This is a genomic window from Janthinobacterium sp. SUN118 (assembly GCF_030397695.1).
Classification (GTDB): Bacteria; Pseudomonadota; Gammaproteobacteria; order Burkholderiales; family Burkholderiaceae_D; genus Janthinobacterium.
In genome coordinates this window covers 2324304-2350850 of sequence record NZ_JAPUBV010000001.1, presented here as the reverse complement: position 1 = coordinate 2350850, position 26547 = coordinate 2324304, and the positions used below count along the sequence as shown (strand labels likewise).

The window sequence follows — 26547 nt, the reverse complement described above, 5'->3', positions numbered from 1 at the left end:
CTGCGCCGTCAGCGCCTCGCTCCCCGTCAATTCCCACCCGTTGCCGCCATTCCGGAAAAAGTCCGGAATAAGAAAAATATCGAAGGTCCTATAAAACCAGGCTGCCCGCAAGCCCTCCCCTCATGCGGCCGTCCGTTCAGCAGCGTCGAGCCTCACAATCTCGACCGGCGCAAGCGTATCGAACGACGGCAGGAGCGGCACGAAAGCGTCGTTCAACCTGTCCTTGTACGCCTTTGCCCGCGTGAGGAAGTCTTCCGTTTCCTCGATCAGGTGAGCGGGCAGAGGATCGCGACGGGCATCGTCTTCCGGCCAGGACGGCAGCGCTGCCAACGCCGCCCGCAGCACGGTTTCGGAGCGGGCTGAAGTCGTGCGCCCGCTGCGCAGGACAACGGCAACCGGCGGACTGATTGCCGCCGCTCCGCCGTCAGGCGCTGCGATCTGCTCCGACAAGTAGGAGTCGATTCGTCCGGAACTCCACAGCATGCTCAACGCCTCGGCCATTCCGGCTTCCGACAGGCCGGCCAGCGTCATGAACTGGATCAACCGCGCCACGCTGTCGTCCAGCGCCGCCAGTTCCCCTTTCGCCTCGGCACGGATGCGTGCGTTGTACGCGGTTACGGCCCGCTGCTGCTCCGGACGGCAGGCCCGGGCGATGCGTATTGCGAGGCTATTGCCCGTCATCGTGAAGCGGCTGTCCACGATCTGGTCCGCCACCAGCGACAGTTGCGCCACCGGCTGGCGCACGCCACGGAAGCCGACCCACAGCGTGATCGTTTCCTTGTCGTCGGTGATTTCCAGATCGGCCACCTTGAAGACATGGGCTAGTGCCAGCACCCGCAGCACCCGCCGCGCGCGCCACCCCAGGGCGGGGCCATTCAGGAACAGCTCGAACGAAGACAGGTACCGGTCGCGCCTGAGCGGCGTCGTCGCCGATACGGTTTCCGCCGCCAGATCGGCCAGCGACAGCAGCGGCAGGCGGTCGAACATCAGCCCTTGCAGGAAGGCGTGATCGCCCAGGCGTTGCGCCGGCAGACGCCAGTTTTGCACCAGGTCGCCCGGCAGGATGTCGGCGCAACGGCCGGCAACGTCATCGAGCGTATCGCGGTAGTCGTCGAACAGCGCGCCGAAGAAAGCATTGTCCGTCTTCAGCCCGGTCAGGAACGCCTTCGTGCGTTCCGCCGGCGCAATGATCAGTTCGTCGAGGTCTTCGATCATCGACCCCACGTTACCGGAGAAGCGCAACATCTTTTGCAACACCCACAGCAGCCGGTCCGCCAGCTTGTGTCCATAGACGGAAGAAAAGTAGATGCGGCCGCGAGAGGCGTCCGCGCCGGTGCCGCGCCGGACATAGAAGTCGTAGCAGTCGCCGATACGGTTGATCGCGACGGCGCCGGCCCAGGCCGAGGCCGTCCCCACCTCCAGCGGCCAGTCCTGCAGCCAGCGGGAATCCAGCACATTTTCCAGTTGCTGCGGGGCCAGCCCCAGCAGCTTGTTGCGCACGCCGCTGACCAGGGCATTGCGATAATCGACCAGGCGCTTCGGATCATCGGCCAGAACAGCGACCGGCTCCGGAGCCCAGACCTGGTCGCGTTCCGACTTGTCGATGGCGATGTCGATTTCCTCGTACTCGTTCATGAGGCTGACCGTCATCACTTCTTCCAGGTGGCGGATGTCGTTTTCCAGACGGTCTTCGAGCATGTCGAAGCGGCGGTTCATCGTATCGAAGCCGCGTTGCATGGCTAGCAGCACCTGCGCGGTCGATTGCCGAATTTCCGCGCGGTCGAGGGCGAAGTTTTCGTCCATCAGCTTCGACATGTCGGCAACCTGCTGTCCCAGTTCGCGCGCCAGCCCGTCGATCTTTTCTTCCAGGCCGTCGATGCGCTTGTTGATGCCCGCGCCCATGCTGTCCATCTGCTCGGACATGGCTTCCAGGCTCTTCAGGATGGTGTTCGCCATCTCTTCGATCTGCTTGGACAGTGCCTTGTAGACTTCTTCCAGCGGATCGGGGTCCGCCCCGAAAATGGCGGTCTTGATCAGGGAAAAAGCGGTGAAGCCGATGGACAGCATCATCATCGCGCCGCCACCCTTGCCTATCGAGCCGATGGCCTGCATGGCGCGCATCTGCTGGAAGGCATAGCCAACAGTGGCCAGCGCCGTGCCGATCTGCACGGCCATGTTGGCGTAATGGAGTACATTGCGCAGCAGCGACGCGACGGCCTTGTTGAGTCCCTTGTCCTCCAGGAAGTTGATGGCCTGGGTGCCGTACACCAGGATCTGTTCGGACACCATCGCATAGTCCTGCATCTTGGTCATCATGCGCTGGGCCGACTTCATCTGGGCCTTTTGCGCACGCGCTTCGACCAGCGCCTTCTGGCGCAGGGGATCGCTGGCCTGCTTGCGGTAGAGGGAGCGCAATTCCTTCGCGGAGTCCGCCCGCTGGGTTGCCGTGTCATCTTCCTGCTTGAGCAGCCGCTTGTTCTCTTTCTCGATCGCGTCCTTGAATGTACCCGCCGGCAACACATCCGTTTCGCCGAAACCTTCCGGCGGCTTCAATCCGAAGAAGCCCAGCTTTTTCAGGTCGTTGATCGACATGTTGTCCTGAGGTTTCTGGCCCAGATCGTCCAGGATGCTGCGCAGCGAACGCGACCGGTTGAGGACCATATCCTTCATAGCGATGTCCTCGGCCAGATTGTCCATCCTCTGCACAAAAGGACTGTCTTTCCGGCGCTGGATTTCCCTATCCTCGACCGTACTGTCGAAGCGGATGCCGTTCTGCCACGCCTGGAACTTCAGCTTCATCTGGGTCGCACGCAGCAGCGCCATGCTTTGGCGGTTGCGGCTGTCGTCGAGATCTGGCGCATCAGGCGGGCCGTCGAAGCTCCGGCCCGACTTCGCCTGCGCGATACCACGCTCGGGGGGCAGGACGCCGTTGCCGGTCTGTTCCGGCAAGCCCCTGGGGTCGAGCGGCAGCCAGAGCGAGTCTGCCGACCATGCAGTCCATGCCTGGCTGAAGGCGTTGCAGCTGCCCTGGGGAATCCAGGGATCGGCCGCATGCCGGGCGAGGAAGGCCACAGCCGCTTTTGCCGACAGCCGTCCGCCGCGCGGCGACACCGTGCCCTCGATGATCAATTCCTGCATCGCCGTTCCAGCCAGCGCGGGGCCGCCGTCGAAGTCGGCCAGGGCCGCATAGGGGTCCTGAACGGCGGCGACATCGGCAACGGCGAGACGCCCTTCCCTTCGCTCGTTCCCGACATAGGCATGCACCAGCGCACCGAGGCCGGATACCAGGCTATTGGCGACAGCAGCCAGCGAGTCGGCCATGAAGGGGGCCATTTGCAGCAGGCTGGCCGCGGTCGGCGGCATCGTGAAGGTCTCCTTGTCGGCGCGCAGGAGCGGAGCGTCATAGCCATCCGGCGTCAGCGCGCTGCGCCCCGCTTCCATCACGATGCGGTAATGCGCCGGCGCGTGCGCCATCAGGGAAACCGGCTTGCCATCCTGCTGGATCGGCCATCCGGCCTCCACCAGTTTGGCGAAATGCGCCAGGGCCTGTTCGTTCAGGGCGATATCGCCATCGATCTTGTAACGGTCCGGACGCTTGGGGCGCGCGGCGGCATTGATGACCTGATCGCACTCGGACACCCGCCACGGCCGGGTCTTGTCGGCGGCGCTCCAATTGTCGTCGATGGCTTTGCGCAACGCGTCGCCGTCCTCGAAACGCTTGCCTTTGAGTGTGTCCAGCACGCGGCGTAAATCCTCGCCGACGCCCTCGGCTTCCTGCGCTTCGGTGGCTTTCTTCGACTCGTCCACAATCAGATGCATCAATTGGTCGGAGCCGCCGCCCGCCGCTGTCTTGAGCAGTTCGTCATCGACGGCGAAGTCCTGGATCACACGCTGGACCGCCTTCGCCATCGCCGGCAGGATAGGCACGAGCGTGCTGACGATGGTAGCGGCCAGCCGTGGATTATCGGAAAGAAAGCCGGCTGTCTCGGCCGGAATGACTGCCGGCGTTTCCGGCGGCAGTTCGGGCACGAAATGCGGATAGGCCGCGAGCAGCGAGGCCGGCAGCAAGCCGGCCAGGGTGTCATCATTGAAAAAGTTGCCGTCGGCGATGTCCGGCACGGACCAGAGCGGCGCGCCGGCCGCCAGCAGCGGCGGCAGGCTCTTCAACTGGTCTTTCTCCAGCGCCGTGCGGATCAGGCTGATCGCCTGAGCGCCGGTATCGTCAGCCAGTTCCGGCGGCGCGCCCGCCGCCAGGGCCTGTGCCAGCGCGCCGGCGTTGCCGTTGGCGGCGAGATGGTGGAGCCACGAATAGCCGCTTTCCTGCTCGCGCCAGTCCCAGCTTGAACGCAGCAAGGCTTCCGGACGCGGCCAGCCGCGCGCCTCGATATGCAGGAAGCTCTCCGCGTCGCGCGCGATGATCACCGTACCGTCGTCCAGCACGGCCACGCCCTGGAATACGCCCTCGGCAGGCAGGCGCTGGGCCAGCATATAGCCGCCGCTCGGCAGGCTGTTCCACAACATGTAGACGCCGTCGGTGATGCTGAGGAAGCCGCCTTGCGGCAGCGCCGTCAGCGCACGCCCGGCCAGCGGATCTGGCGCGAAGACGCTCCACTGCGCCGGTTGCAGATGGCCGGGCGTGAAGGCCGACGGTCCATAGACCTGATAATTGCCATTGGCTGTAAGGGCGGCGACGGAGCCGTCCGACAGATTGGCCAGAAAAACGATGTCGCCCCAATCCTCGTTCTGGCTGCGCGGCGGCGAGCCCTTGAAGACCGGCGTGCCCGTCTCGATTGCCCAGACGCCGACGGTCGGAATACCATCGGTCCGCGCGCCGCCCGTGAGGATCATTCCGCCCGGCAGCGCAAGCGCGCACGCTATATTTGCCCGCGCGCCATCCGGTCCGGTCAATCCGTAACCGCCCACGCGATCCTGCGCATTGTCGTCTGCGCCCATGTTGACGACCAGCAGAGAATTGTTCTGCACCAGGAAGGCCTGTTCGCCCCTGGCCGGGATCAGCCGGGCGTCCTGCGCCTCGGGAAGTTTCTTGACCAGATGCTCGCGCGCCTGCCCATCCACATCGGCGCTCAGGCAGAGCAGCGTACCGTCCGCAAGCAGAGCAAGAATGCGTCCCGACGGCAGGTCGAGCAGGGAAATCGCCTTGTTCGCATGTTTCCAGGCCGCCGTCACTTGCCACTGCCACGGCGTCTGGCTGTATTCGGGCGTCAGCAACTGCATCACGCCACTGGCGCGGCCCACGACCATGCGTCCGCCGGGCAAGGCGGCGACGGCGCACAGCCGGTCGCCCTGCGGCATTTCGCGCAATACGGAAGTGCCCGCATAGTCGCGCGCGACACCCCACAGCCGCTGGTTCGGCAAGGAACCGCCGTCGCGCGCGGTCGCAGCCATCAGGGTTGCTTCCTTCTGCTTCCGCACCTCGGCGCGCGAGGCCGGGCGCTCCTGCCGCATTTCATCGCCGATGGCGCGCAGGATCGATTGCGGATCGTCTGGCGGCAGATCGCCCGACAGGTCCCAGGCCATGACGCCGCCCAGGCATTCCTGCTTGGCGTAGCGGATTTTTTCGCGGACGGAATTGGGGTTGTCGTAGGTGATCAGGGTATCTTGACGTCCGCCTTCGCCCTTCACGAACAGGTAAGGCGCGCGCGCCACCGGGTGCAGGTAGGACGAGGCGACCAGGCCGGGGAGCTTGTCGGAGGCGCTGCCCTTGCGGACTTCGGTCGCGATGTAATTGTAAAGATAGGTGCCGGTGCCGTCGTTGAACTGCCCGTCCGCAGCCTTCCGGACCGGCCGGTTGATGCCGTTGTTCCAGTCGGCCTCGGAAACCGTCGCCGGGCGCGTGACGCCGTCGACTTCCAGCCCCCGGCCATAGATGGCGAGCCCCAGCGACAACTGCCGCCGCGTGAAGCAGAGCTTGTCCGCGTACCCCAGCATTGCCGTCATCGTCTCTCGCACGCCGCTCGGCGCTTCATACCCGCATGCCGGCGTTGCCGTGGAAACCGGACGCATGGGCGCGTTGAAATCTGAATTCTGGAGCCACGTACCGCCATAGTCGTAGGTCATGACGTTGATGGTATCGACCAGGCTGCCGATCTTGAGCCAATACTTGTCCAGCCTCTTGATCTTTTTCGGGTCGGCCGGGGCAGCAATGGAGAGCAGGAGTTTTTTGTCGTCCGGAACCTCGATCCACGCATCACGCAGAAACTGTTTCTGGCTCGGGTCTTGCAGGTCCTTTTCCGCCTGACGCAATGCCTCCAGGATGGCGACAAAGCCGGTACCATCCGCTTCGGACGGGTATTCCCAGTCCAGCTCGATGCCGTCGAAGCCGAGCACCATGACGGCGCGCACCAGGGAGCGGGCAAAATTCTGCACCGCCTTCGGGGTCTTGCCGATGTAGGAAAACAGATCGGCCGCAGGCAGGATCTTGATATTGAACTGCGTGGACAACCAGTCCTGTATGAACAACTGCCTGTGCTGATCCATGTCCTTGTACCAGCCCGGCAGCAGTTGCTGATAAAGTTCCGGGTAGACACCTGCGGGATGGCCTTGCGGCTCGCTATCCGGCGGCATGATGCCGCCATTTCCATCGGGCGCGTCAACCCAGCGCCGCACATAAAATTCATTCTGAGCCAGCGCGCCAGTAGGGGCGGCGGGAGGCAGATAGATCGTGAATTGCGCCGCCGGATTGTGCCGTCCGATACGCTTCGCCTCTTCCCTGTCGTTCACAGCGAGGACTTCGAATGGCAATTCCTTCGGCCACCCGCCGACGATCAGATGGACTTTCAGCTCGGGATTCAACTGCTTCATGAATTGCAGGGAACTGAGCTGCCAGTCGTCGCCCCAGGGATCGGAACTGACGGGGTTCCCGTTCAGGTCCATGCTGAACATGCCGTAGGAAATTTCGTTGATATGCTCGAACGGCAGATCGCGGATGAAAACATCGCGGCCGTAGCCGAAGTAATTTGCGTAATACCCCAGAGCCCGCCGCGAAAAAGCCGCGGACTTGATGATGTTCCGGCTGGAGCTGTCTATCGTGCGACGCCGCTTGCCGCTCATCTGAAGGTTGATCAGGTCCAGGGGAACTTGCACAGGATCACTCTGATCTGGGAAGCGGACCCAGACCTTGGGCAGCGTACTCAGGTTCTTGATGTAGGAACCGTATTCCAGGCACGCGAAACTGCTGACATACGAGAGCGACTTCTGCAGATTGGCGGCAATCGATCTTGGTTTCTTGTACTCAACCTGATACAGATAAACCGGGCTTGCGGAGAAGGAGGTTCGGCTGAATACCCCATCGTCCTGGCTCGTCACACACAGCGTCCCCCAGGGATTCAGATACACATCGGCGACTGTCCAAAAGGCCATGCCATCGTCCATTTTTTTCTTGTAGGTAAGGTCCCACATCCTTTCCCGGAAAAGATGGACCTTCATGTCGCTGAGGCGCTTTTCCTCTATCGGTTTGTCCCTGTCTTCCTGGCGCGTTTGCCCTTTCCTGACTTCGGCTGTCGCGTCGTCCGTCAGATTGCGCTGCTGGTCGAGCCCGACGCCGATGGAAATGTTCGCCTCGAACCAGAGCGCCGAGATGGCCACGTCTTGCGGCGAGTCATTGACGAGAACGATGGTATCGATACCGTTCGTTTTCTGGAATTGCCATTTGAGGCCGCGTGTATCGAGTATCTTCGCCATTGTTACTCCTTATTGAATTGGGCGATTTTTTACAGGGAAGCGCATCAACGTATCGTCCTCGACTGCCAGCGAAACGAACAGCAAGGAAAAGAGCAATTGCCATTGTCCGGAGCTGGGGTCTGCGGGTGAAAACTTCAGAGCCGACGGGGAAAGGGAATACTTCTCACCCAGCGATATCGCTGCACACTCAAGGGTAGCAAGTGCCTCAGCTGAAACTGCGGGGAATAAATGACTCATGTCCATGAGCGTCGCAAGCTCGTGGCGCTTCGGCCCCGCCTTGCCGATGTGTCGTTGGAAGTCGTCGTAGTTCATAGCGGCCAATTATAGGTATCTGGGCACCAAAGCAATATATATTGCCATGCAATTACTCCATGTTTTTTGTGAATTTCTGTTTTATATCAAGTAGCATATGAATATATTTCATAAAAATATGAATTAAATATTTTTCATGCTATCAACTACGACAACCGGCCAGAAGCTGCCGGTCGACATCGCCGCTTTTATGCGATCATCATAAATGATGAGAAAAAAATTCCTTTTCCTGAAAATTCACCAGGCCCCTTCTACGTCGAAGACGGATGCTGACTTCCTGTGGGATGCCGTCTACCGTGGCACCTGGCCTTTTCTCGTATTCCAATGCTGGTCATTGTCATGTAAGCAAGCAGCCATCTGACGGAAAGGAAATTTATCAAATGATTCAAGCATTTGAAGTTCAAGATATTGGCTGCATCCGTTACAAGGGCTCGAACCGTGTGATCAAAATTAAGCTGGTTGCCTTAGGTGAAGGTGATCAATGTGATCAGCTGGACCCGGATCTGCAAGCGCTTGATCAGGAAATCAAAGCGGACCGTTGCGGTCTGCGATAGCCAGCTATCTTTTTTGCCTAAGGCCGCCACTTCCGAGCGTCCGCAAGGGGGTGGAAGCGGACGGTTCCATTGAATCACCACCAGTCGCTTAAACTCGCCCGATCCATAGTTTTTGAAAGATGAAAAACCGATGGATCGTGTTAGGGGCCTGGGTATCCTGCCTAGCACCTGGTGTGCCTTCTCGGCGTCGGCTGATGCAACGGCGAAATCGGGTATGACCTGCCTATCCCCCTGCCCTGCAGAGGCTCCTGTCGCGCTCAAGCCAGAGCTTGTCCGGGCTTCGGAGCATTCGCGCAGGGTATTATGGGAAGGGAAGAAATATTCATCAAATTATCCAAGGGAACGAAGGAATGAAGGTTTATCTCGATGACGAGCGAAGTACGCCGGAGGGTTGGACCCGAGTATATTGGCCTGACGAGGCAGTAGCGCTGCTTGCCGCCGGCGAGGTTGCCGAGATTAGTCTTGACCATGATCTTGGGGATGACGAACGCGGCACCGGCTATGACGTCATTCTGTGGATTGAGGAAGCGGTCGCGTTGCGCGGTTTTAGTCCGCCAATTATCTTCGTTCATTCGGCCAACAGTTCCGCACGTGAGAAGATGGAGGCAGGAATCGCTGCGATCCGCCGGATGGTTATCGAGCGTAAAGTCCGTTGACGCTTGCGGATTCAACCGGTCAAGGGCTAAAGGGAAAAATGAAAAATCTCATCTTGGAAAAAACCGATCAGGTCCGCTGGTATACCAACATGCGCGACGTGTTCGAGGCCGCCAACATTGCGCCGCAAGACTATGACTGGTACGTCAGCGACATCGAAACTAACTGGAAGCCACCGGGGTTTAAGCTGGATGATCAATGGTTCACCGGCGACGAACTCGCAGGCTTTCTGCTTGCCAACGAGATTCAGTTTATCTGGGCGGTGTTTAGTGCGGTACCGAAGGGGCTTCGTCCGATAACTACTCCGGCGCCATGCGTTGAGGACAACCCGCGATATTGGGACGGCACGGAACCGGGGCCACAGCTAGAAGGTGCTTTGTTCGAAATTGCTTGCTGGGATTGTAGTGGAACGATTCTGATCAATCTGCCAGCGCAGGCCATCGATTCGTTCGTTACCCGATATCCAGACGCCAAGCCATTGGCGGCGGCCCGTTCCTGATGGATGCTGGAAGGTCGGCTTTGGGGCGGAAGCCGACGGAGCCATTGAATCGCCGCCAGTAGCTTAGGCTTTCCTGATCCATGGTTCTGAAAACCTGATGGATCGTGTCCGGGCAAGGCTTAATCAGCAACTATGCCCAACGTGACAGCTGGACCGACCACTTCACCCTGCAGCCATACGAATCGCTTGCTATCGCTTATGTGTGTGAGGCCGGGCGCGGGTAAAACGTTGTTGTGCACTCACATCGAGTCGCACGAACGCCTGAGTAAATGGCACTGGGTGGTCGAGCGCACGCTGGGGTGCCTGCACCGCTATCGCCGATGACGCATCCGCTACGAACGCCGGGCCGATATCCACCAGGCGTTTCTCTCGCTTGCCTGCATACTCATCTGCTGGAGATACATTCAGCGGTTTTGTTAGACGTTCTAAGTCAATTAGGTATGCCGTTCATTGTTAGCTAGGCGGAGCGCGCGATACTAAAAGTAGGCGACGTTCCTGAGTGGAGTATTGCAGCTATGGCAGAGCGGGCGCAGGTTAATCATGTGATCCATGCAAGCGTTGAAGAGCTCGCCATTGACCGTCAAGCCGCACCATTGCGCCAGCGTATAGTAGATTTTTCCCATATCGTTGAGAGTGTATTTGGCGACCCGGACTGGAATGGGTGCGCCGCCCACCACACCACCCACAGTAGCGGCATGCAGATTAGCGAAATGGATTCCTTTAGGCCCGGTGGGCCGGCCCGTGGTGAGTCCGATGGAGCGGAATACTTTACACACGGCCTCTTCAAACCGTCCGTTCTGAGGACGCTGATGATCGATCGTTATATTATTGATTGGCAAGAGAATATCGCAATCAACGCACGGAACAGAATCGGTGGCAGGGTTCACTACGGCAGCCCCGTGGCTGTCCATATACGCGAGCACGCGCGGTGCCACATTGTACAGATTACGCCATGGGGCATGGTTGAGAACGGCGCGATGCTGTCCAAAGGCAAAGCTGTGGCCAACTATAAAATTGACAAAAGCATTTACCTGCAGTGCCGTTGCTGAGGCGCCAGGAACATCAACGAAAAGCCGTGCTCCCGGGGCTTTGTTTTGAAGGCGCACCACGGTCTGGTTGGTATTGATGATCAATCGCTGTGCTGGAAGAGCGACTTCTATCCCCGCCTGTATCGTGTAGGCCACGTGATAGCGCATTGCTGCATACGGCCGCACCTTGTTCATGATATCCAGAAACGGCATACGCTCTCCATCAGCCTTGGTGCCCCTTGAAAACCAAAGGGCCAGGCTGATGGTAGATCGCAAAATTCAGGTAACACAAGTATCTCACGCGTATCACGGTCGCGAACTCTCGCCTACGTGCCGCATCAGCAGCGCATTATCCAGTCCAGGTTCGCCAGTTCAAGCTCGGCCCTCTGGCGCATCTCGTCTGAAGCCATACCGGCAAGTCCCGCGCCGCGGTAAGCGATCACGTGGCGGCGCGTGTAGCGTATTCATGTATGGCCCGGAACACCAGCGTGCCCACCAGGAGCGCAACGACGGCAAGAAGGCGCGCACAATCGTCTCCCATGTGTAAATCGTCAAAAATGGCACCCAGTGGCGTTGCTACCATTGATGATGGGTAGCGGCGCGATTCACGGCGATGTCTGCGGGGGCTTTCTCGGCCTGATGGCGATGGCCTTATTTATGCAATACCGTACCCTTTATCGTCTGAGGGGTACTTTGCGTCTGGATTTGATATGCCGTCAAATACTGTAGTTGTCAACCCATCCCGCACACTTCCTTTGGAGAAGTCTTGGACCGGAAAGCTAACAAGTAACAGTCGTCCGCGATGGGGCGGAACCTGCCAACGACGGTAATCGGCCATAAGCAGACAATGCTCATGACGTTGGGACGCCTAAAGTTCACCACAGTCCAGTTTAGCCCAGTGAAGCTAGCTTAAAGTGTGTTATTGCGTCATACTGGAAATCTCAAAGGCCTCATTTTGAGGTCCGCTTTACGTTGGAATGTAAGTACAAACTGTAATTTTTGAGCCACAAAGGAGACATTCATGGCACTTAAACCAGGACCAAAGCCGATAGCAAAATCAACAGGGCAGCCGGATCAGCGCCGCCGTGATAACAAAACCACACCAGGGAATACACCATCCCTCAAACCTAGCAAATCTAGCAATCCCCCCAAAAGTAAATGATAGGGGGGCGTTAACCCGGCGGTCGACCACGTGTCCTGCACGCACTGTACGCTGGGCGATAAAGCCGCACAGCGCAGGTCACGACTACTTTGGTCATCTATGGCCTGTGAGTCCGCTTTGGGGCGGAAGCAGACGGTGCCTTTGAACCGCCACCAATAGCTTAGGCTTTCCAGGTCCATGGTTCTTGAAAGATGAAAACCCGATGGATCGTGGTAGGGGCCGGGGCGCCCTGCCATACGCTTGGTGCGCGGTCTCGTAACAGCCTGATCCAACGACGAGATCGAGTCAGGCCTGTCTATCTCCCCTGCCCTGTAGAGCCTTCTACCGCGCGCTAGCAAAAGCAGGCCTTCCCTAGCCATAACTGCCGGCGAAGGATGGTTTATCCGATCGAGGCAGCAGCAGAGCGCCTGCTTCTGCGCGCGATAGCGGCACAGTTGGCTACGATAAACTAGCCCGTCGTCTGCTACGTGCGCATGGCCAGATCGGGAACTTTGCGCGCTGGCGGTGGAGTTGCGATCACGGCTGACGCGACATGGCACTTGGCGGCATCACGCCAAAGCAGAAGCTTGCCATGGCCGCTTAACCTCTACTTTTAGCACGATCTAAAAATGGGGGGGTTACCGGCCGCTTGTCGCGGTGCGCTAGTTCCGAGGCGGACGGACTGCATGTGACTTTTTGAAATTGATGCGACGGTTTTGAAAATTAATGCGACGCCGATATTGAGGCGAAATGCAGCAGCTGGCACAGTGGCACAAGCATCTTCACCAAGTTACTAGCAACGAAGCCAAGCAGCACGCGACTGGGCACAGTTCGTGTCAATTGTGGCGAGGCGTTTTGTAGACGGGCTCGTGCCAGCCAACGATAGCAGCGTCGTACTCTGCACGTGCCCGGGACACCACCTTAATTGTCCAGTCCAGTGTCTCTCTACCGTCAGGTGGCAATTCTACGTTTGTAGGGTACCTACGCATGAGAGTCGCCTGCAATTGGACGGCGTCTTCGTGCGCGTCTGCAAGCCTTTGAATTTCTTTACTTCGTTCGGTGATACTCATATTTTCCGGCACGACATAGTGAATCGGAAACCATAATTCGCCGGGGGAACGACTGTACGCGTCTTGAGCAACCCCACCTTGTGATGGAAGGCTGATAATTTGGGTAAATTCATCGTCACGAACAATTTTCGATGTCGGCGATTGATTGGCTTCGGCAGGAATCGATTTCAAAGCACTTTCTGGGTTCTTTAAAGTATCCCATTGGTCGTTCAGTTGGTCTTGTGTGTGTTTCATCTACTAGCCTTTTTTTGAAAGCGGGATCTTTAGCGCACGAGTCACCATAGAGATTGCTCACCTGACAACTCAGCGCTAACCTTCCCGTTGAACCTGGCCGCGTCGCGGGAGGCATTGGAGTTCTACCTGTCTCTTTAAGGTCGCTATTTTTTGACGGAAGCGCTTTGTTTCACATCCACTCGTTGAATTCTGGCTCCGTCATTCCCATCCAGGCCTATATACTCTTTCCCATTCCATCCATGGCTTGCTGGTAGGCGAGTTCGAACATCCCTTCTGCTGCTTCAGCCGTCTTGAAGGGACCAGCGCGATATCAGCTTGTTACCGACGTAACGTCCGTCAATCCTTTAACTACTGCTACCTTGCGCGCGAATCTCGTGAACGGCGCAGCATTCGAGGCCAACTTTAAAATCCTTTGATCTGATTCGTCAAGAGGCTCCCCGTGTAAAATTTTTTCGCAAACGTCAAATAATTCCGATACAAGGCCGAAGTGTTCCCCGACGTCTCGCAGGGTCATGACGTGAGAAACATCCTCATCGGATAGCTTCATTGCATGCCGATCGACCGGTACCGTCTGGAGAGATTGTCCGATGCCACGCTGAAGGTCAGGAAGCAAAGCAGCGGTATCCGAATCTAACCCTGTGTTGGGCACTGCCAGCTCCATCAAAACGTCAAGCGATGTCTTGAACCAGTCGGCGCCTCGCCATGGGCCATCCTGAATTACGGCAAGGTGAATCGCCACCATTAGCTTAGACACTCCTGATCCATAATTCCTGAAAAAGAAGAACCGATGATCATGCTGGGGGCCAGGGTGTCCTGCCAGCCGCCTAGTGTGCGATCTCGTAGGTGCCTGATCCAACGACGAGATCGGGTCTGAGTCTATCTCCTCTGCCCTGCAGAAACTCCTGCCGCGCGCTAGCAAAAGCCGGCCGTCCCTAGCCGCAACCGCCGGCGAAAGATGGCATAGCTGGCCGAGGCAGCAGCAGAGCGCCTGCTTTTGCGCGCGATAGCGGCACAGTTGGCTACGATAAACTAGCCCGTCATCTGCTGCGTGCGCTCGGCCAGATCGGGGACTTTGCTCGCTGGCGGTGTGGGCTTACAATCACGACCGGACCAAAATAGCACTTGGCGGCATTACACCAAAACAGAAGCTTGCCATGGCCGCTTAACCTCTACTGTTAGAGCGCTCTAAAAATGGGGAGATTACCCATCAGACATCAGCTTCCTGCACCATGACCACCGCAAAAACTACAATACCCGGAATTTGCCTCTACGATTCAAAGCAAGGCTCGCAGGCAAAGCCAACCACCTACGTTGTTCAAGTGCGGAGAAAATCAGCGCCGAACGACGATCCAATCGCATACTTACTGGTGCAGCGCGAGGAGACACAGCGGCTAGACGACCGGGACGGAAGTGTCTTCGATGCGAGTATTAGGATCTCGTACAGAGAGCTTATTCCTATCGAGTTATCGTGGCATACCGCGCAGAATGGCTGCTTCACTGCGTGTTACACGAAGCTCGGAAATGAGCCGATCACTTCGCTTACTGCTGCCACTCCATATAGTCTTGCTTACGTAATCGTGGAAATGGAACAATTGCGAGGACAACGATTGGGGACTTACCTAATGAACGAAATCGTGACTTGGGCCAAACAATGGCCTGAAGCCAGCATCTTACCCATTCAGCTTCTTGAAGGGCAGGCATACGAAAAAAATAAGGATCGCCGAAATAGGTTTTATGAACGGTTTGGCATTGAATTCGACTATGCCGACGACGACAAGAGGGCAGGAAAATCGAAACCAATGCGTGCGGCGCAACTACTGAATGTCAACTCATGGGAAGAGAATATCGATGAACTCGACCTACATGGCTACGTGACGTTTTTGCTTACCAAGTGTCAAAGCCAAGGTTGTGAGGTCGGTATCCTCCAGGGACAGCTAGCGAGTCGTCGAACCTACATGGACAAGGTCCGAGCAGCGCCTTTCCGATGGGCATTGGAGCAGCGGTTCCCCCAATTCATGGGGATGGTAGTTAAGCTTTTACTAGTTGGACTCTTGGCCTACATGGTAGTAACTGCGAACCGTTCATGATCGCAGTTGGTTCTGATTCTCCTCTCTCTTGCATAATATTTGCGAGATTAGAGCACCGATGAGTGAATCACCACCAGTAGCTTGGCCTCTCCTGATCCATGGTTCTTGAAAGATGAAAACCGATGGATCGTGTTGAGGCCTGGGTGGCCTGGCACACTCCTCGTGTGTGCCTGACCCAACGGCGAGATCCGGTCTGACGGGCCTATCCCCTGCCCTGCAGAGACTCCTGTCGCGCGCTAGCAAAAGCTGCTTGAACTTCGATGGGTTCACCATGAACTCTACCGTGGCTAAACCTCAACGTTAATCCCGGGTTTCGCGGGGCGCGGAGCAATCGATTCGAGTTCTCTTTCGCATCATTTCCGCTCTGCAACGATGCATTTAAGTTAAAGTGTTGCGTTGATAGATTGAAACCGCGGCCAGGAGCGAACGGCCCTTGTCACGAAATGCAGCTGTACTGATAATGGAATCATTGAAATGCAACATAAAATTCGAATTGCAGCCGCTGGAAACACGCTCGCTCCTGCGTTGGGAATCTTGCAAAAACTTGGCTATGCAGTGACTCGAGACAAGTCGGCTGAACGACAATATCGCGCGGAAAATGACACTTGTATTTTTGTCGCTGACGATCCATTGACTCTACTGGGCCTAGTAAAGATTTACGAGGAACGTGGTGCTAACTGGCAGCCGAGTGACGAAGAAGTGCAGCGCTTGCTTTTGCTCGACGAATGCGAGGAATAACGGCCGAGTTCAGCCACAAGCGGACGTTCGATTTGAAGGAGAAATGCATGGATGAGTCCACTCAATTTAGCTTGCTACTGTCGAAATTGCGTGAGGCGTTGTCTAGCGAAGTTTTTCGAACATGCGAAAGCTTGAATGGACATGGCGAATGGGAGATAGCTTTGGATCATTGTGTCTGCCATCTGGCTCAAGTGCCACTTGCTACAAAGATGGAACTGATGGCTTGCGCTCAGGGCTTTGGATCATCGGAGACTGTATTGGCGGAGATTGATAAGCTTCCATGCAGCTAGCCTATGGTTGTTTTCTCGGACGTCCGCTTTGGGGTGCGGACGGTGCCATTGAATCGCCACCAGCAGCTTAGACTCTCCTGAACCAGGGTTCTTGACGGATGAAAAAACGATGGCTCGTGTTGGAGGCTCGGTGTCCTGTCAGGGTCCTGGCGTGCGATCTCGTAGCTGCCTGCTCCAACGCCGAGATCTGGGCTGGCACGTCTATCCCCTGCCCTAAGCGACTCCTGCAGCACGCTAGCAAAAGCAGGCCTTCCCTATCCGCAACTGCCGGCGAAGGATGGCATAGCCGGTCGAGGCAGCAGCAGAGCGCCTTCTTATGCGCGCGATAGCGGCACAGTTGGCTACGATAAACTAGCCCGTCTTCTGCTTCGTGCGCTCGGCCAAACGGGGACTTTGTGCGCCGGCGATGGAGTTGCGATCACGGCCGGAGCGGCCTGACACTCGGCGACATCGCGCCAAGATAGCGGCTGGGCCCGGGCCGCTTAATGAATCTCCACCAGTAGCTTAGCCTCAACGGTGATAATACGGATTATCAGGCAAGGAGATTCCCACAAAAAAACGGCCAAAGGCCGTTTTTCAATGCGCTCGGAGCTTATATCATCGGATCACACGTTGATGCCCAGCCGGCGCAGCGATTCAAACACCGCGGGCCCCGCTTGGGATTGCTCCAGGCGCCGTCGCATCACCTCGACATTGTGCTTGGCTTTGGCTGCCGCTTGATTGCTAAGTTCTGCTACCGCAGCCTGAACAGCCGCCATCTTTGGTTCATCTTGCACGCCGGACAACCTGGAAATCGCCGCACGTGCCAAGTCCACCGCCTGCGGATGAACTGGCGCCGCTGCAGAAACCTTGCCCATGCGTCTAAACATGGCTGCACCAGGTGGTTTACCGTATTTCTTGGCAACCACTTGCGCCGCATGTTGTGCCGTCTCAACAACCGGCGTTTCCTCGGCAAACGGTTTCCGGCTGTCGGAATGCACAACAAACTGAAGGTCGACCAGATGGCCCTTTGGCGCGGCTGGTTGCTGAGCAACACCAGACGCTGCCGCTCTGGCCCGACGCGCTCTGCTAAATTTATTGTTTTGAGAAGTGGACATAATAAGACCAGTCTATAACCAATGAAGTGGTTTCGCAAGAAAAAGAGGCACGACCGTGCGCAACGTCAGCTGTCGTGACAAGGAATTATCGGACCGGTTGTCTAGCGTATTTTGGTGCTTCTTCTTCGACTGCAAGGTCAGTAACACGGCAAGACTCCCAGCGGCTAAACCAATCTCCTGTGTTCGGCCTGCGCCGTCCCGCCACAAACCCACGGCCCTTGCCGGTTTAGCTTCAAGCCAATTAGAACGATCCACCATCGCGGCGCAGGTAAAGGATAAGACTGCTGAACCGGGGTCTTCGGCGAGTACGGTCGCGTAGCGGCCAGGCCAGCGCACTGCCAACTGTGGCCCATCCATGAGCAATGCTACCACTAAGTTGGGGCCGACCGCACGGATGGCCGTCATGGCGGGATCGGTGCGCGCGAGATCTTCACAAATGAAGGTCGCCAGCGACATGTCCTTGCGTAGCGCCAAAAAAGGTAATTTGCGCTGGCTCACGTCGATGTCTTCCCACCACTTATCGTTGTTCGGGTCAGGGTCGAAGTGCAAAGCGTACCGCTCGGTTTGCCCGCGATCGAGGCGCCAACGATGATGTTTGTTCTGCTCGGCAACGGTGGCCTCCTTACCTTCCTGGAAGGCGAAGGTCAGCGCACGGTTATAGTGCGTTCCATTCTCGCCTGTATCAAGCACGCCAGTGATGAGAAAGTCGATCTTGCTGTCCTTTAGCGCTTCGACAAGCTCGCCAGCCAGTGCTGCCGTTAATGCGCATTCTGGAAGAATGATCCCGTTAGGGGCTGCGCCTGTTTCCGTAATCGCCTGTTGAATGAGTGGGATGATCAGTTCGCGGGCTAAGAGTTCGCCCGTCAGCGGCTTGCCATCCCGCTTGAGCCATCGCGCCTCCAGTTCGAAATAGGCAGGGACATGGTTGTGGCCAAGTTCCTTGCGAGGGGTACTAAGTTTAAAACTGTCTGCATGGATCGTAAAAGGAAACGGGATCAGCAACAAGCGCATGTCATAGGGCGCCGTGGCATCTGCCGCGGTGGCATCAGCCGCGGTGGCAGCCGGCGGCTTCTTACTCGAGAGTATCCAGGAAGCATTTAGGACTGAGCTTGGAGGCAGCAGGGCCAAATAATGTGAGAGACTGCGGATCGTGCAACCCACGGCCGAATTTATCGACTTGGGCAGGACCACTGCACTATCAGGCGATACCATCACGCAAAGTGAATGCGGGAGGTGGGGTAATGCCAGCGCCTGATCCGCTTTGGTGAGTGCAGCAAAAGTGATCGAGGAAAACTGATGTTGGGGCGCGTTCGCGGGATCCACATCCCAGCCCATACCAATACATGCTTCGTCGGCAACGGCGAAAAGGATCAAGAGGGCTTTGACCAAATCAGGCATGCTGGCAATTTCGTGCATGTGTACGTCAGCGTAGACCAGCGTGAGCATCCACCACAGGTTGTTTACCGAATCCGGTACTTCACTGATATTGGCATTCCACCGTTGCGCCGCAAGAGCGATCTCAGCAAGGTAGGCTTTGTGTTCATCAAGCTTATGGCGGTCTGGACTTGCCAGTGTATAGCAGCCAGACCTCTCGATGATGGAGCCGACGACCGCGAACAAGTCGATGGGCCAGGTTGGGCATTTTTTCCAATCGATTGCCGGCAGATCTACGTGCTCTTCCTGCATCGAATCAAAAGCGTCGGTACCTTCAGGCAATAGGTGCGTAATTAGTTCATAGATCGTCATTCGGTTCCCTTGACCAGAAGGGAAGGGAGCGCCCTCCTCTTCCAAATTTTCGTTAATGCATGACTATAGACGAATTACTAGCAACTGAATCTCCACGAGTCTGCTAGACACTCGTGAACCGTTCAAAGTACCTTCGCTCAAACTCTGTTTGCGAAAGCTTGTCATTAAATCCGTGACGGCGCTGGGGATTGTAGAACATCTCAATGTAGTCGAAAATGTCCTGCTTGGCGTCATCCCTGCTTGTATAGGTCTTGCGCTTGATGCGCTCACGCTTCAACAGTTGGAAGAAGCTTTCAGCGACAGCATTGTCGTGACAGTTTCCGCGTCGGCTCATGCTTGCTTCCAGCCGACGCGCAGTCAAGAAATCGCGCCAGTCCGTGCTGGTAAACTGCGAGCTCTGATCTGAATGAACCATCACAGGATCGTTATGGATCAAGAGCGTCTACAATAGTCGAGGCGATTCAACTTTATTCATCGCGAGATGGCTGCCGGCCTAAGCGGACAATCTGATGGAACGGTTGAATCCGCAGGTGGATTGATCTATAAAGGAAGGTCTAAAAGCCCCCGTTACTATATACCCCCCTCGAACGGGTCTCGACAAACGTATTCGGAAAAGTACAAGCAGAAGCTCGGCCGTTGAAACTAGCAAAAGACAGCTTTATTCAGTGGCTGCAATGATTGTTTCCGATACTACAGGATGCCAATCGGGCAGGAGTGAGCTCATCGTTCCATCCTTATTAAGGAAATGGTGTGCGGCGCCCGGGAGAAGCTCAGGTTTCAACGGCACCAAGGCATTCGGATTGTGATAAACCGACATTCCTTCTATCCATGTCTCGCCGTTCTTACGAGTGTGGACATCGTACGAAAACGGGATTGGTACGGCGGAGTCCATCTTACCAGTTGCGGCGAGTCCTCGATGAAAAAGTCGAATGTCCGGTCGTCCAAAGCCGGCCAGCAATCCCATTCGGTTAAATTTGGATATCGTCGCACTCGGGTTGATGATCACTGCACTGATGTTCTCGGCATCGTCGAGATAGAAAAACCCTGATTCAATTTCCTTTTGGCCCCAAATGTGTTTCTCAACTACCTCCGGAGATGATGTTACTTGCCCAGCTCCATTCTCTACTTCACGCCATGCTATGCCGTAGAGATAAATTGGAAGCGCGGAGGAGCTATATGCCATCGATCCAGGGGCATGGAAGTCGTGGATAGCAAATATTAGCGGTTTCCCCAAAACATGTGCATGTTCCCAATATCTGAGATTATTGTATCGGTGGTTCAGTTTCGTGACAAGTGGCCCGGCGAAGCGAATAGGCATGTAGTGTCGCTGGAAGTCTGCAAATTGATCTTCTGTTTCCATTGGTGGCGGCGCTAGGTGTGGCGCGCCGGAAGGATTTACTGAGGTGGCCTCGATGAATATTTCACCGAATGGGCCATTTGCGGAAAAGTCGGGAACTGGATGTTGTCGCGGCACTGCGAACGGAACCTCTGACAACATTGCAAAAAAGATAAATTTCCCAAAATCTGGTATTAAAGTCATCGGTCTGAAATTGTTGGATGAAGTTGCCGTCTGGATCTTCATACCAGCGCATCATCGGTTTCATTATTTCAAGTGCTGGAGAAAAACCGGCAAGAGTTGTCATCGTCTTAAAGTCCGAATTTAGCCTAGCGTCGGAAACGACGGGGCTAAAGAAATCTACAGGAGCCCCCTTTTCGTCCCCTTGGTGTCGGACGTTCTCGAAATCGGCCAAAACTTGATCGATTTTTTTAGATACATTTTCAAGTGTCTCTGCAGCGCTCTCGTAAAATGCAGTCATATGAATAAAGCGATAGCGTTCTTTGAGGTCGCGGCAAAGAAGGATTGCCAGAAAGTCGCTGTCCGTACGATCCTTTATGACGACGATGAGTATGTTTTCTTCGAGTGTCTGATGCCATTCTATTTCATCAGAAAATAGAGCAGTTTCTGGACTGCGGCAGTAACTCGCAAGAGCATCGAATCGCAGTTTGCCAATTGGTTTGATTTCTGCTGTCATTCATTCTCCTGATGTATGTGACGAATATTTTTAGCATATCCTTTCCATCCGTTCGACAGCCTATGTCGGTGGCAGTTATTTGGGCATTGTACAGGTAGTCGGCCGTGGCCTCATTCATCAGCAAGATGCCCCCCTCTCCCTGCGCCATGGAGTTCACAGTCCAGGCGGCGGCCAGTTCGCTTGCCGAGACCAACGATTCGCCAGCGGCCAAGGTAGTAATCGCACCTTTACATTCAAGCTTCCGCCAATTGAGCAGTTGGCTTGCGCCGACACCGTGCTTGAACGCCATCAGCCACACGCTCATCCCCGGCTCAATACGTTTCGTGCACCAGCGCCGCATTTCCTCGGCAGGCCAGCGTCGATGACACTCCACGTTCACTGTCACTACAGCGATTGTTTTCTTGTTCCTAGTTATATTCATAGCTCTAAACCTATATGCAAGAATAACGGATAGGCTGTGTCTGGCGAATCAAATGATTATCTTAATGACACCAATTATAGTTAGTAAATCGCCCACCTATAAATATTTTTATCTACCTGATGCAAATATTGCAAATTAAAACTATAATTACATGAGTAACATTGATTACCTAAATTCTGCCTCGATTCATGGCTAGTTCAATTCTATTCTTGCACCAATGGCAGACAAATTTAACCTATCTCCTCATTGGACAACGTCGGGCGCATGGAGTCTCGGAAGAGACCCACTAGGAATGCAAGCAACATCCGTCCGAATGTATCGACAACTTGTTCCTGGTTTGACCAATGTTACCAATCGGCTACGTTATTACTCATTCTACTGTTGGGTTGTTAAAGGCTGGGGGGTGATCCGGCATGCGGATAATTTGCACGAATGGCGTCTATTTATCCGAAAAGCAGAAGCCTTGTTCGCGCTAGCCTGCGAAGCGTATTCACCCAATACAGGAGGACTGGCGGGGAGTGACTGGGCTCGGCTACAGCTCATTGTTTTAGCAGATGAGCAGTTTGATTTACGCCCTCACACCAATAAGCCAGGCGAGAACAATCAATACTTGATGGCAAAGGGAGGAAACTTCGGTCAGTTCTACGTCAGAAGCATGCAGGACGCTGACTTCCTTACGCCGACCACAGGGGTTCCGATCGTTTCCGACACAGGTAGGCAACTGGCGCGCGCATTCGAAGATGCAGTAGGTGAAGTTGTGATAACGAAGCTCATCAATGCCATCATGGATGGCGTCTTACAAGGCTCTTCGCTGTACGCCATGGGGGAAGCAATTCATCCGTCTAACCTCAAAGAAGGTACGACTGAAATGGACATGTTGCGCGAATTCTTATGGCGATCGGACAACAGTTCTAGTTCCGTAGCTCGACGTACTTCAGCTTGGCTCCTGCTCGATTTGTCGCGAAAAAATGTGCCAATCAGAGATACCCTTGCCATACGTAATGCGCTCTACCAGGGCCGTACAGGCGATAGTATGCCTTACCAGCCTGGTGGAACACAGATTCAGCGATGGCGCGCTTATCAGGCCAACGAGCTCTGTCACATTTCATTGGAAGCGTTGCTGAATGGAATGGCTCAGATCCTCAATGAAGACGACTTTGCAATGGAGCCGGATGAACTCGCCAATAAGGTGATTTGCAAAGCTGTCTCACCTTCAACTAAAAACCAAATATGGGAAAAGTGGGCCACTCAAGCGACTGGCGAGAGCCATGACGAAGAGGCACTTAGTACAATCATTTGCGAGGGTCTACGCAGATTTAATGAGCGCAGTGGGGACCCGGCCCTTCTGCAATCCGCCATTCTATTACTTCGTCTTCTTTGGCAAAAATGGCGTACCGACAATGACCTTAAGAGCGAAATTTCAAAGCATGCAGTGCGCAAACATTGTTCCTTGACCGGTGTGCTCGACACACTAATAGAGCATCAAACGGCCTCGGTGAAAGACGCAATCTCCGCAGTCCTGCGGCGCCATGTGATAGCTGAACATTTGGCAATCGCCGGAATCAAACTAAGTTCATCTGGAAAATTCACCTATAGATTCATGCTTGAGGACGGAACTATCTCGAATGGCCTTATCGCTGAATATGGATTCACGAACCCTCGATTGACGAACTTAGCCAACTTCATCGCTGACGCGAAACTGATCAACGTTGACGGCACCCTTACAGAAATAGGTACGAAGCTTCTTGATGAAACTCAGCCTGCATAAAGACCTAGCCTCTTCTGGTTGGCATACATCCATTCTAACTACGTACTCGGTGGACTCCGCTTTCTACGATAGCTACATCGAAAGGCGCCTACGCAGACATGGTGTGAGGAACAACATTTTGATGGCTGACCACAGCATGCTCGCACAATCAATGAATTCCTTTCCAGAAAGCTTTACAGGCGCAGGGTCACGGTATGCGGTTATTCCCGTCAAAGTAACCGGAGCATTTCATCCGAAGATTCATCTGAGACTCGGTGAACATAAGGCTAGCTTGGTCCTGGGCTCCGCAAACGTCACTGGTGCCGGATGGGGGAAAAACCAAGAAGTAGTGACTCGGCTTGACTGGGAACAGCTCGTTGAACCACATCCAGACAATGAGGTATCACTCCAACTGATCGGCCGCACTTACCGCTACTTGAAGGGTTGGCTTAGCAAATCTCCAGGTGATGCTATCCGTCACAAACTGGAATTTGCCGAAAGGCGTGCTCCTTGGCTGTTTGACCTGGAATTGACCTCTAGTCCTTTGGAGCTCAGCGACGGAACGCTTATTGATCTGCTGCTTGAGAGTGGCGGTGATTCTCCGTCCATTCTCGCACAATTCACTAAGCTGCTGTTGTCCGAAGAGCCTTCTCGACTGATTCTAATATCGCCATATTGGGATGTAAAGCTTGAGGGCTTTCGCGAACTTCGTAAGACTCTCCATAATCCTGAGACCTTGGTCGCCTTGAATCCAAAAGTAAACACGTTCCCAGTAAATTTTCTTCACACATCAGAGCTGATTAGCTTTGTCAGGTTAGGTAGCGAAGGTTCGTCCAAGTTTGTTCACGCGAAAATTTTTATCGCACAAACCGAGCATTGGGATCATGTTCTGTTCGGAAGCGCCAATTGTTCTGATGACGCACTCGGCTATACAAACGGTCCATCACTCAACGCGGAGGCTTGTGTCTATCGTCGTTACCCTAAAGGAGAAGCAATAAATTTGCTGGAAATAGATCTCGACCAAAAAGTCGAGCGCAAAGACGTCAACATGCCATTGCCAGCTAGTTTGTCGCCGAGCCGGGACGCGCAGCCATCGCCTGGAAATCTAGAGCTTCATGGATCCAAATTGATTTGGTGGCCACCTCAGAACGGCCCCTTAAATGGCGAGGCAGTAGAAATCTGTGGCGAGACACTACCTTTGCAGCAGGAGCGTGGCACAGCGTGGAACGCAAACTTTACAGCCAAGGTGACCTATCCTCTGATCGGGCGTATTCGGTACTCGAATGGCGAACTGAGCTCCCCAACAATTGTTCATTTCCCAAAGGACTTGAAAAGTGCGATTCCTGTTCCAATTGACGCGAAGCTAAGGGAGGCTTTGGAAAAGGCATTTAATGCCGATTGGGACTTGATCGAACTAGCAGCCAAAGCGGAACTCATCTTTGGGCTCACACCTGGACAGCAAGGCCATCGCGCCACATCTTCCTCCAACGGCTACGGAAAGAAAAATCAAACATCTCCTGATGCGTTTACGTATGAGAATGAAGCTGCATTTCGTGCTGCAATGTTGGCCCCTGCCACAGGGCGATCGAGACAAATATTTAATTCCGATATTGGCATGCAAGATCTCTTTTCGCTTGTAGCTAAAGGAGTTTTGCCGAAGATAGTTAGTCCTTCAGATATGCCAAACGACGAGGATGATGAAGTTCTTGTGGGAGACATGGAGGACGATGTCGAAGATACATATAACGACGAGTCCGCCGACGTTAACGCGAAAAATTTCGCTAGCCCTCCGTCCAAAGAGACGGCCAATTTTCATCCCAATGATCGGCAGCAATCTGGCACATACACGTCGAAGATGGTATGTAAACGACGTGAGACGCTCATAGCTGCGGTAGAACGGTTCGAGAAGTATCTGGCCAGTTTGAAGGTGGATTCTAGTATTTCTCTGAGCCATTTACCTATACAAACAACTTTCATTTTTGCACTCATGCAATATGGTGTGACGCATAAGCACTTCATCCGGGAAGACAAGCAAAAAGCCTCGATGCGCAAATCAGATATAGCTGTTGATGTAGACCCTATTGAAACGATTTCCTTGCTAGCTTTTGCAGAGGATGGGCTCGGCAAAAACCACGACTATGCTTTCGTACCGATGTGCGTCAGAATTCTAATTGCACTTTGGGCGGGGCCAGAGCCGCTGGGAACCCGACTGGAAATACCTGCCTCGCATGAGATGCTGCCTGACGATGTATTCGAAATGATAGTAGCGTCTAGATGGGCCCTCGCACGTACACTGATCTGCCTAAAGCAAGATGCAGGCAAAAATAACGAGTGGCGGCCAACTCTCGTCTTTAAAAAGTTAAATAACCTGTCCAGCCAAATATTCAAGTCTACCGGATCTTTGGGCCCCATTGATCCCATTGCTGAACTCAATGCCATGCGTGAGAAGGACGCAGCGTTCGGCTTCACTGCACTGCAGACTAAAGACTTGCTCCAGATATTGAATCAGCTCAGCTGATCGTGCATGAAGCCCATGAGCCATGTTCTCGTTGATCTGGCTGGGCATATGCTATTTACATTGGTTACCGACATCCAAGTCTACTTTTGCAATCCACAGAACCCATTTGTGAATCGCCACTGAATCGCCACCAGTAGCTTAGATGTTTGGTTTCGTGTGATCATATTCCTCGTCGCAGCATGGCCCTGTTCCGTGCCAGAGCCATGCTTGACGAGTTGATCGGCGGTTTGCCACCGAGCTCGTCCCACCGGTTGCAGCACATCGCATAAACTTCAGTCCATGAGCTCACGCATTCATCCCCAAGCCTGCCCCTCCCCGAACATCCGCTAGGAAATCAAGGACGCCGACCTGTCCGACCGCTAGGCCGCCAAGGATGCCGACAAGGCATATGCTTAGCGTGCCCATCGGGCCTGGTTGCGCAGCCGTGGCATCGCTCTATGCATAGCCCGCTACGGCATCGACTCGCGCGAACGCCTGGGTAGATGGCGATGGGTGGTCGAACGCACACTGGGCTGGTAACACCGCTTCCGCCGCCTGCGTACATGCGGAAGCCAAGAAGTTAGCTGACGGTCTCGATGTGCCATCCCTTTGAAACTAGAGCGTTACGTACCTTTTGCGACACCATGCTCTCATTGGCGGCAACGCATAGATGTCGAGGTCCGATGTAGCTGATAGCC

Annotated in this window: 17 protein-coding genes and 4 pseudogenes; 10 read left to right on the top strand and 11 right to left on the bottom strand. The window is 55.1% G+C overall.

Going from position 1 to position 26547, the window contains the following annotated elements; translation table 11 throughout:
- Positions 1 to 120: 120 nt before the first annotated feature.
- Entirely contained in the window at positions 121 to 7701 is a 7581-nt protein-coding gene (locus tag O0880_RS10560) for a glycosyl hydrolase family 18 protein (RefSeq protein ID WP_289886372.1), read from the bottom strand.
- A gap of 9 nt (positions 7702 to 7710) precedes the next feature.
- Positions 7711 to 8013, bottom strand: a complete 303-nt coding sequence (locus O0880_RS10555) for a hypothetical protein (protein ID WP_289886371.1) — start codon at positions 8011 to 8013, stop codon at positions 7711 to 7713.
- A gap of 380 nt (positions 8014 to 8393) precedes the next feature.
- Here O0880_RS10555 and O0880_RS10550 point away from each other — a divergent pair, with 380 nt between their 5' ends.
- From O0880_RS10550 to O0880_RS10535, 4 genes and pseudogenes are all read left to right on the top strand, one after another.
- Positions 8394 to 8567, top strand: coding sequence for a hypothetical protein (locus tag O0880_RS10550; RefSeq protein ID WP_289886370.1), 174 nt, complete (start codon positions 8394 to 8396; stop codon positions 8565 to 8567).
- Between the two features lie 350 nt (positions 8568 to 8917).
- On the top strand, positions 8918 to 9223 hold the full coding sequence (locus O0880_RS10545; RefSeq protein WP_289886369.1) for a cyclic-phosphate processing receiver domain-containing protein: 306 nt from the start codon (positions 8918 to 8920) through the stop codon (positions 9221 to 9223).
- Between the two features lie 38 nt (positions 9224 to 9261).
- Positions 9262 to 9720, top strand: coding sequence for a hypothetical protein (locus tag O0880_RS10540; RefSeq protein WP_289886367.1), 459 nt, complete (start codon positions 9262 to 9264; stop codon positions 9718 to 9720).
- Between the two features lie 261 nt (positions 9721 to 9981).
- Positions 9982 to 10140, top strand: a pseudogene (locus O0880_RS10535) (transposase); the annotation flags it as partial.
- Between the two features lie 56 nt (positions 10141 to 10196).
- Here O0880_RS10535 and O0880_RS10530 read toward each other — a convergent pair.
- The 3 genes from O0880_RS10530 to O0880_RS10520 form a co-directional block, all read right to left on the bottom strand.
- Positions 10197 to 10961, bottom strand: coding sequence for a hypothetical protein (locus O0880_RS10530; RefSeq protein WP_289886366.1), 765 nt, complete (start codon positions 10959 to 10961; stop codon positions 10197 to 10199).
- A gap of 1764 nt (positions 10962 to 12725) precedes the next feature.
- Positions 12726 to 13193, bottom strand: a complete 468-nt coding sequence (locus tag O0880_RS10525; protein ID WP_289886365.1) for a hypothetical protein — start codon at positions 13191 to 13193, stop codon at positions 12726 to 12728.
- 310 nt (positions 13194 to 13503) lie between these two features.
- Complete coding sequence (locus O0880_RS10520; protein WP_289886364.1) at positions 13504 to 13935, bottom strand: hypothetical protein; 432 nt, start codon at positions 13933 to 13935, stop codon at positions 13504 to 13506.
- Between the two features lie 880 nt (positions 13936 to 14815).
- Here O0880_RS10520 and O0880_RS10515 point away from each other — a divergent pair.
- The 3 genes from O0880_RS10515 to O0880_RS10505 all read left to right on the top strand — a co-directional run bounded on the left by O0880_RS10515 (position 14816) and on the right by O0880_RS10505 (position 16308).
- The gene (locus O0880_RS10515) at positions 14816 to 15280 is read left to right on the top strand and encodes a hypothetical protein (protein ID WP_289886363.1); all 465 of its coding nucleotides are present in this window, start codon (positions 14816 to 14818) and stop codon (positions 15278 to 15280) included.
- A gap of 474 nt (positions 15281 to 15754) precedes the next feature.
- Entirely contained in the window at positions 15755 to 16018 is a 264-nt protein-coding gene (locus O0880_RS10510; RefSeq protein WP_289886362.1) for a hypothetical protein, read from the top strand.
- A 47-nt stretch (positions 16019 to 16065) separates the two neighbouring features.
- A complete protein-coding gene (locus O0880_RS10505) occupies positions 16066 to 16308 on the top strand; it encodes a hypothetical protein (RefSeq protein WP_289886361.1) in 243 nt (80 codons plus the stop codon).
- A 605-nt stretch (positions 16309 to 16913) separates the two neighbouring features.
- On the opposite strand, the gene O0880_RS10500 is transcribed toward O0880_RS10505, so the two are convergent.
- From O0880_RS10500 to O0880_RS28115, 6 genes and pseudogenes are all read right to left on the bottom strand, one after another.
- Entirely contained in the window at positions 16914 to 17405 is a 492-nt protein-coding gene (locus tag O0880_RS10500; RefSeq protein ID WP_289886360.1) for a hypothetical protein, read from the bottom strand.
- A gap of 12 nt (positions 17406 to 17417) precedes the next feature.
- On the bottom strand, positions 17418 to 19151 hold the full coding sequence (locus O0880_RS10495; RefSeq protein WP_289886358.1) for a hypothetical protein: 1734 nt from the start codon (positions 19149 to 19151) through the stop codon (positions 17418 to 17420).
- Between the two features lie 103 nt (positions 19152 to 19254).
- A pseudogene (locus O0880_RS10490) lies at positions 19255 to 19569 on the bottom strand (IS3 family transposase); the annotation flags it as partial.
- Between the two features lie 240 nt (positions 19570 to 19809).
- Complete coding sequence (locus O0880_RS10485; RefSeq protein WP_289886357.1) at positions 19810 to 20511, bottom strand: hypothetical protein; 702 nt, start codon at positions 20509 to 20511, stop codon at positions 19810 to 19812.
- 61 nt (positions 20512 to 20572) lie between these two features.
- Positions 20573 to 21184 (bottom strand): hypothetical protein, encoded by a 612-nt coding sequence (locus O0880_RS10480; protein ID WP_289886356.1) that lies wholly within the window; start codon positions 21182 to 21184, stop codon positions 20573 to 20575.
- A 163-nt stretch (positions 21185 to 21347) separates the two neighbouring features.
- Positions 21348 to 21497: pseudogene (locus tag O0880_RS28115) on the bottom strand (IS3 family transposase); the annotation flags it as partial.
- Positions 21498 to 21897: 400 nt separating this feature from the next.
- Here O0880_RS28115 and O0880_RS10470 point away from each other — a divergent pair.
- The 3 genes and pseudogenes from O0880_RS10470 to O0880_RS10460 form a co-directional block, all read left to right on the top strand.
- Complete coding sequence (locus O0880_RS10470) at positions 21898 to 23373, top strand: hypothetical protein (protein WP_289886355.1); 1476 nt, start codon at positions 21898 to 21900, stop codon at positions 23371 to 23373.
- On the top strand, positions 23354 to 25870 hold the full coding sequence (locus O0880_RS10465; RefSeq protein ID WP_289886354.1) for a hypothetical protein: 2517 nt from the start codon (positions 23354 to 23356) through the stop codon (positions 25868 to 25870). The genes O0880_RS10470 and O0880_RS10465 overlap by 20 nt, the downstream gene beginning before the upstream one ends.
- A gap of 405 nt (positions 25871 to 26275) precedes the next feature.
- Positions 26276 to 26386, top strand: a pseudogene (locus O0880_RS10460) (IS5/IS1182 family transposase); the annotation flags it as partial.
- Between the last annotated feature and the right edge of the window lie 161 nt (positions 26387 to 26547).